Origin of the sequence: Mycobacterium sp. NAZ190054 (genome assembly GCF_001545925.1) — a bacterium.
In the GTDB taxonomy this organism is placed as follows: Bacteria; Actinomycetota; Actinomycetes; order Mycobacteriales; family Mycobacteriaceae; genus Mycobacterium.
On the sequence record NZ_LMVQ01000220.1, the window covers coordinates 1 to 6,171 of the forward strand.

The following is a 6,171-nucleotide window of genomic DNA, read 5'->3' on the forward strand; positions in this document are numbered from 1 at the left end:
CCGGATGCTGGCGATCAAGGGGGAGCGGGCCGATGAGGAAGTCCGGCAGCACCGGCGGTCGATGGCTGCGCTCGGAGTGTCGAAGGTGAAGGTGGAAAGATGTGGCGCGCAGTACGTGGAGCCGCCCCCGACGCCGTGGTCGTGGTCAAGGATCCCGAGGGCCGGCTGCGGGACCTGTCCTGGGCTCCGGACGCCGATGTCGAGGTGATCCCGGTGGCCGCCGACACCGACGAGGGACGCAGCGTCATCCGGCACTCGGCGGCGCACGTGCTGGCGCAGGCGGTGCAGGACATGTTCCCCGACGCCAAGCTCGGCATCGGGCCGCCGATCACCGACGGCTTCTACTACGACTTCGATGTCGCCGAGCCGTTCACCCCCGAGCACCTCGAGGCCCTCGAGAAGAAGATGCGCAAGATCGTCAAGGACGGTCAGATCTTCGAGCGCCGGGTGTACGCGTCCAAGGAGCAGGCCCGCGAGGAGCTGGCCGCCGAGCCCTACAAGCTCGAGCTCATCGACGACAAGTCCGGCGCAGACGACCCGGAGGTCATGGAAGTAGGCGGTGACGAGCTCACCGCCTATGACAACCTCAACCCCCGCACCCGGGAACGGGTTTGGGGCGATCTGTGCCGCGGTCCGCACATCCCGACCACCCGTTACATCCCGGCGTTCAAGCTGACCCGCAGTTCGGCGGCCTACTGGCGCGGCGATCAGAACAACGCCAGCCTGCAGCGCATCTACGGCACCGCGTGGGAGTCGCAGGAGGCGCTCGACCGCCACCTGGAGCTGATCGAGGAAGCGCAGAAGCGTGACCACCGCAAGCTCGGCGTCGAGCTCGACCTGTTCAGCTTCCCCGACGAATTGGGTTCGGGCTTGCCGGTTTTCCACCCCAAGGGCGGTGTGGTGCGACGCGAGCTGGAGGAGTACTCGCGCCGCAAGCACATCGAGGCCGGCTATGAGTTCGTCAACACCCCGCACATCACCAAAGAACAGCTCTACATCACCTCCGGGCACCTGGAGTGGTACGCCGACGGCATGTTCCCGCCGATGCACATCGACGCCGAATACAACGACGACGGCACGGTGCGCAAACCCGGCCAGGACTACTACCTCAAGCCGATGAACTGCCCGATGCACCACCTGATCTACCGGTCGCGCGGGCGCTCCTACCGAGAACTTCCGTTGCGGCTCTTCGAGTTCGGCAGCGTGTATCGCTACGAGAAGTCCGGCGTGGTGCACGGGCTGACCCGCGTGCGGGGTATGACGCAGGACGATGCGCACATCTACTGCACCCGCGAGGAGATGCGCGACGAGCTGGCCCGGCTGCTGCAGTTCGTGCTCGACCTGCTCGCCGACTACGGTCTCGACGACTTCTACCTGGAACTGTCGACCAAGGATCCGGACAAGTTCGTCGGTTCCGACGAGATCTGGGAGGAGGCCACCGAGACGCTGCGCGAAGTGGCCGAATCCTCGGGCCTGCACCTAGTCCCCGACCCGGGAGGGGCGGCGTTCTACGGGCCCAAGATCTCGGTGCAGGTGCGCGACGCGCTGGGCCGCAGCTGGCAGATGTCGACCATCCAGCTCGATTTCAACATGCCCGACCGCTTCGAGCTGGAGTACACCGCCGCCGACGGCACCCGTAAACGTCCGGTGCTGATCCACCGTGCGCTGTTCGGGTCCATCGAGCGGTTCTTCGGTGTGCTCACCGAGCATTACGCCGGCGCGTTCCCGGCGTGGCTGGCGCCGGTACAGGTGGTCGGCATCCCCGTCGCCGACGACCACATCCCGTACCTGGACGAACTGGTGGCCCGGCTGCGCGCGCTGGGCATCCGTGCCGAGGTCGACACCAGCGACGACCGGATGGCCAAGAAGATCGTCAACCACACCAACCAGAAGGTGCCGTTCATGCTGCTGGCCGGCGACCGCGATGTGGACGCAGGGGCGGTCTCCTTCCGGTTCGGGGACCGCACGCAGATCAACGGGGTCCCGCGGGACCGGGCGCTCGAGGCCATCGCGGACTGGGTGCGGCGGCGCGAGAATGCCACGCCGACAGCCGAACTCGTCGAAACCAGCGCTGGATCGGGCGATGGGTGACGTGGATCCAGAGGGCACGATCGTAGACCGCGGCGTCGGCGATCCGGACCATCTGCAGAGGCTGTGGACACCGCACCGGATGACCTACATCGCCGACGCGGTCAAGGCCGGTTCGGCGGCGTCGTCGGAGCCGTTCACCGACATCCCGAACATGTCGGACGAGGACGGCCTGGTCGTCGCGCGCGGTGAACTGGTCTACGCGGTGCTCAACCTGTACCCGTACAACCCCGGCCACCTGATGGTGGTCCCGTACCGGCGGGTGGCCGAACTGGAGAACCTCACCGAGGCCGAGAGCGCCGAACTGATGGCGTTCACGCAGAAGGCCATCCGGGTGATGAAGGCGGTGTCGCGGCCGCACGGCTTCAACGTCGGGCTCAACCTCGGGACCTCGGCGGGCGGATCGCTGTCCGAACACCTGCACATGCACGTCGTGCCGCGCTGGGGTGGCGACGCCAACTTCATCACCGTGATCGGCGACGCCAAGGTGATCCCGCAGTTGCTGCGCGACACCCGGCAGTTGCTGGCCGCCGAGTGGGACAGGCAGAAGTGAGCGATTTCTACCTGATGACCCGTGCGGCCTACGCCAAGTTGTCCCGGCCGGTGGCCAAGGCGGCGCTCAAACTGGGACTGACACCCGACAGCGTCACGATCCTGGGCACCGCGGGTTCGGTGCTCGCCGCGCTGACGCTGTTCCCGATCGGGCAGCTGTGGTGGGGCGCGGTGGCGGTGTCGTTCTTCGTGCTCGCCGACATGCTCGACGGTGCGATGGCCCGGCAGCGCGGCGGCGGCACCCGCTTCGGGGCGGTGCTGGACGCCACCTGTGACCGCATCAGTGACGGTGCGGTGTTCTGCGGCCTGCTGTGGTGGGCGGCGTTCGGCCTGCACAGCACCGGTCTGGTGGTCGCCACGATGATCTGTCTGGTGTCGTCGCAGGTCATCTCGTACATCAAGGCCCGTGCGGAGGCCAGCGGCCTGTCCGGCGACGGTGGCCTGATCGAACGGCCCGAACGGCTGGTCATCGTGCTCACCGGCGCGGGGCTGTCCGGTCTGCCGTTCTTCCCGCTGCCCTGGCTGCTCGACGTCGCGATGTGGATGCTGGCCGTGACGAGCGTGATCACGGTGGGCCAGAGGCTGCACAGCGTGCGCACCTCCGCCGGGGCCATGGAACCGCTGCCGGTGCGTGAGGCCGGCGACACGCCGGAGACCACCGAACAATGACCGATCACCCGGTCGAGTCGGGCGGCGGGATGCGCTCCCTGCCGTCGGCGCTGAGCGGCCGCCTGACCGACTGGGGATACGCCGCCGGTTGGCGTCTGGTGCGTGCGGCCCCGGAAGCGGTGGCGCGCAACACATTCGATGCCGGGGCCTGGTGGGCGTCCCGCAACGGCGGACCCGATCAGCTGCGCAAGAACCTGGCCCGGGTGATCGGCACGACGCCGGACCAGGTGCCGGCAAGCCTGATGCGCGCCTCGCTGGCGTCGTACGCCCGGTACTGGCGTGAGGCGTTCCGGCTGCCCGCGATGGATCATGACGACCTCGCCAGGCGGCTGCACGTCGCCGACATCGATCTGCTCTGGACGGCGCTGAAGGCCGGCCGGGGCGCGGTGCTGGCGCTGCCGCACAGCGGGAACTGGGACATGGCCGGGGTGTGGTTGGCGCAGAACCACGGCAGGTTCGCCACCGTCGCCGAACGGCTCAAACCCGAATCGTTGTACCACCGGTTCCTGGCCTACCGGGAGAGCCTCGGGTTCGAGGTGGTTCCGCTGTCCGGCGGTGACCGGCCGCCGTTCGACGTGTTGCGGGACCGGTTGAGTGACAACGGGGTGGTGTGCCTGATGGCCGACCGGGACATGACGCGCACCGGCGTGCCGGTCGACTTCTTCGGCGAGCCGAGCAGGCTGCCCGCCGGCCCGGCCAAACTCGCGGTGGCCACCGGAGCCGCGCTGCTGCCCGTGCACTGCTGGTTCGAGCCGGACGACTGGGGCATGCAGGTCTACCCGGAACTCGACACCTCCTCCGGGGACGTCACCGCGATCACACAGGCCCTGGCCGACCGGTTCGCGAAGAACATCGCCGCCCACCCCGAGGACTGGCACATGATGCAGCCGCAGTGGCTGGCCGATCTGTCCGACGAGCGCAGGGCCCGCCTGGAGGCTTCCTGATGCGGATCGGGATGGTGTGCCCGTACTCGTTCGACGTGCCCGGCGGTGTGCAGTCGCACGTGTTGCAGTTGGCCGAGGTCTTACGGGCCGGCGGTCACGAGGTCAGTGTGCTGGCGCCCGCCTCGCCCGAAGCGGGCGACTCGCTGCCCGATTTCGTGGTGTCGGGGGGCAAGGCCGTCCCGATTCCGTACAACGGCTCGGTGGCGCGGCTGCGGTTCGGTCCGGCCACTCACCGCAAGGTCAAGAAGTGGTTGCAGCGGGGCGATTTCGACGTGCTGCATCTGCACGAGCCCAACGCGCCCAGCCTGTCGATGCTCGCACTCAACATCGCCGAGGGCCCCATCGTGGCCACCTTCCACACGTCGACGACGAAGTCGCTGACGCTGTCGGTGTTCGAACCGATCCTGCGGCCGATGCACGAGAAGATCGTCGGCCGGATCGCGGTGTCGGATCTGGCGCGGCGCTGGCAGATGGAAGCGCTGGGCAGCGACGCCGTGGAGATCCCCAACGGTGTGGACGTGGGCAGCTTCGCCTCGGCGCCGCTGCTGCCCGGGTATCCGCGGCCAGGTCGCACCGTGTTGTTCCTGGGCCGCTACGACGAACCCCGCAAGGGCATGTCCGTGCTGCTCGGCGCGCTGCCGGCGTTGGTGCAGCGGTTCGGCGACGTCGAGATCCTGGTGGTGGGCCGCGGCGACGAGGACGAACTGCGTTCGCAGGCCGGGCCGCTGGCGCGGCATCTGCGGTTCCTCGGGCAGGTCGACGACGCCGAGAAGGCGTCGGCGATGCGCAGCGCCGACGTGTACTGCGCGCCCAACACCGGCGGGGAGAGTTTCGGCATCGTGCTGGTCGAGGCGATGGCGGCCGGTACCGCGGTGGTGGCCAGTGACCTGGATGCATTCAGCCGCGTTCTGGACAACGGTGCGGCGGGCCGGTTGGTGGCCGTCGACGACTCCGCGGCGCTGGCCGACGGGCTGATCGACGTGCTCGCCGACGACGCGGCCCGGTCCCGCTACGTCGAGTACGCGACGCAGGCGGTGCAGCGGTACGACTGGTCGGTGGTGGCCCGGCAGATCGTGCGGGTGTACGAGACCGTCGCCGGCACCGGGGTGAAGATCCAGGTCGCGTCGTGATCCCGTGGTTGGCCGCCGTCCTCATCGCGGTGCTCGTCGCGGTGATCCTGCTGACCGCGGGCTGGGCCTACCAGACGGCCAACCGGCTGGACCGGCTGCACGTCCGCTACGACCTGTCGTGGCAGGCGCTCGACGCAGCTCTGGCCCGCCGGGCGGTGGTGGCCCGCGCGGTGGCCGTCGAAGCGCACGGCGGGGGACCGGAGGGTAGACGGCTCGCCGCGCTGGCCGACGCCGCGGAGCGGGCTTCACGCCCCAGCCGGGAGGCCGCCGAGAACGAGTTGTCGGCGGCCCTGGCGCGGGTGAACCCCGCCTCGCTGCCGCTCGCGCTGGTCGCAGAGCTGGCCGACGCCGAGGCGCGTGTGGTGCTGGCGCGCCGTTTCCACAACGACGCGGTGCGCGACACCCTCGCGTTGCGTGAACGCCCGCTGGTGCGCGTCCTGCGGCTGGGGGGAACCGCGGCGCTGCCAACCTATTTCGAGATCGCAGAGGGCGGCGACCTGTCGGCGCGCGAACCCGCGCCGCCGAGCAGGCGGACCTCGGCCCGGGTGATCCTGCTCGACGGGGACGGCGCGGTGCTGCTGCTGTGCGGATCCGACCCGGCCGCCGCAGGCGGGGACGAGCCCCCGCCCCGCTGGTGGTTCACCATCGGGGGCGCGGCGCAGGTCGGGGAGTCGTTGGCCCAGGCCGCGGCGCGGGAACTGTACGAGGAGACCGGACTGCTGGTGCCGCCTGAGCTGATGGTGGGTCCGGTGTGGCGCCGCGACGCCGTCATCGACTTCAACGGCTCG

General features: G+C 69.5%; 5 protein-coding genes and 1 pseudogene. All 6 read left to right on the top strand.

The window, feature by feature from the left end; all coding sequences use genetic code 11:
* Positions 1-48 precede the first annotated feature (48 nt).
* Positions 49-2,091 (top strand): annotated as a pseudogene (gene thrS, locus ASJ79_RS16090) (threonine--tRNA ligase); the annotation flags it as partial.
* Positions 2,084-2,641, top strand: coding sequence for an HIT domain-containing protein (locus ASJ79_RS16095; RefSeq protein WP_067956936.1), 558 nt, complete (start codon positions 2,084-2,086; stop codon positions 2,639-2,641). The pseudogene thrS and the gene ASJ79_RS16095, both read left to right, overlap by 8 nt.
* Positions 2,638-3,309 carry a phosphatidylinositol phosphate synthase gene (pgsA, locus tag ASJ79_RS16100; RefSeq protein WP_067956939.1) on the top strand — a complete coding sequence of 224 codons (672 nt, stop codon included), beginning with the start codon at positions 2,638-2,640 and terminating at the stop codon, positions 3,307-3,309. The genes ASJ79_RS16095 and pgsA overlap by 4 nt, the downstream gene beginning before the upstream one ends.
* Positions 3,310-3,338: 29 nt before the next feature.
* Positions 3,339-4,253 (top strand): phosphatidylinositol mannoside acyltransferase, encoded by a 915-nt coding sequence (locus ASJ79_RS16105; RefSeq protein WP_067956947.1) that lies wholly within the window; start codon positions 3,339-3,341, stop codon positions 4,251-4,253.
* Entirely contained in the window at positions 4,253-5,383 is a 1,131-nt protein-coding gene (locus tag ASJ79_RS16110) for a glycosyltransferase family 4 protein (RefSeq protein WP_067956941.1), read from the top strand. Before ASJ79_RS16105 ends, ASJ79_RS16110 begins: the two co-directional genes overlap by 1 nt.
* Positions 5,380-6,171, top strand: a 792-nt coding sequence (locus tag ASJ79_RS16115; protein WP_067956944.1) for an NUDIX domain-containing protein, incomplete at its 3' end; no start/stop codon positions are given. The genes ASJ79_RS16110 and ASJ79_RS16115, both read left to right, overlap by 4 nt.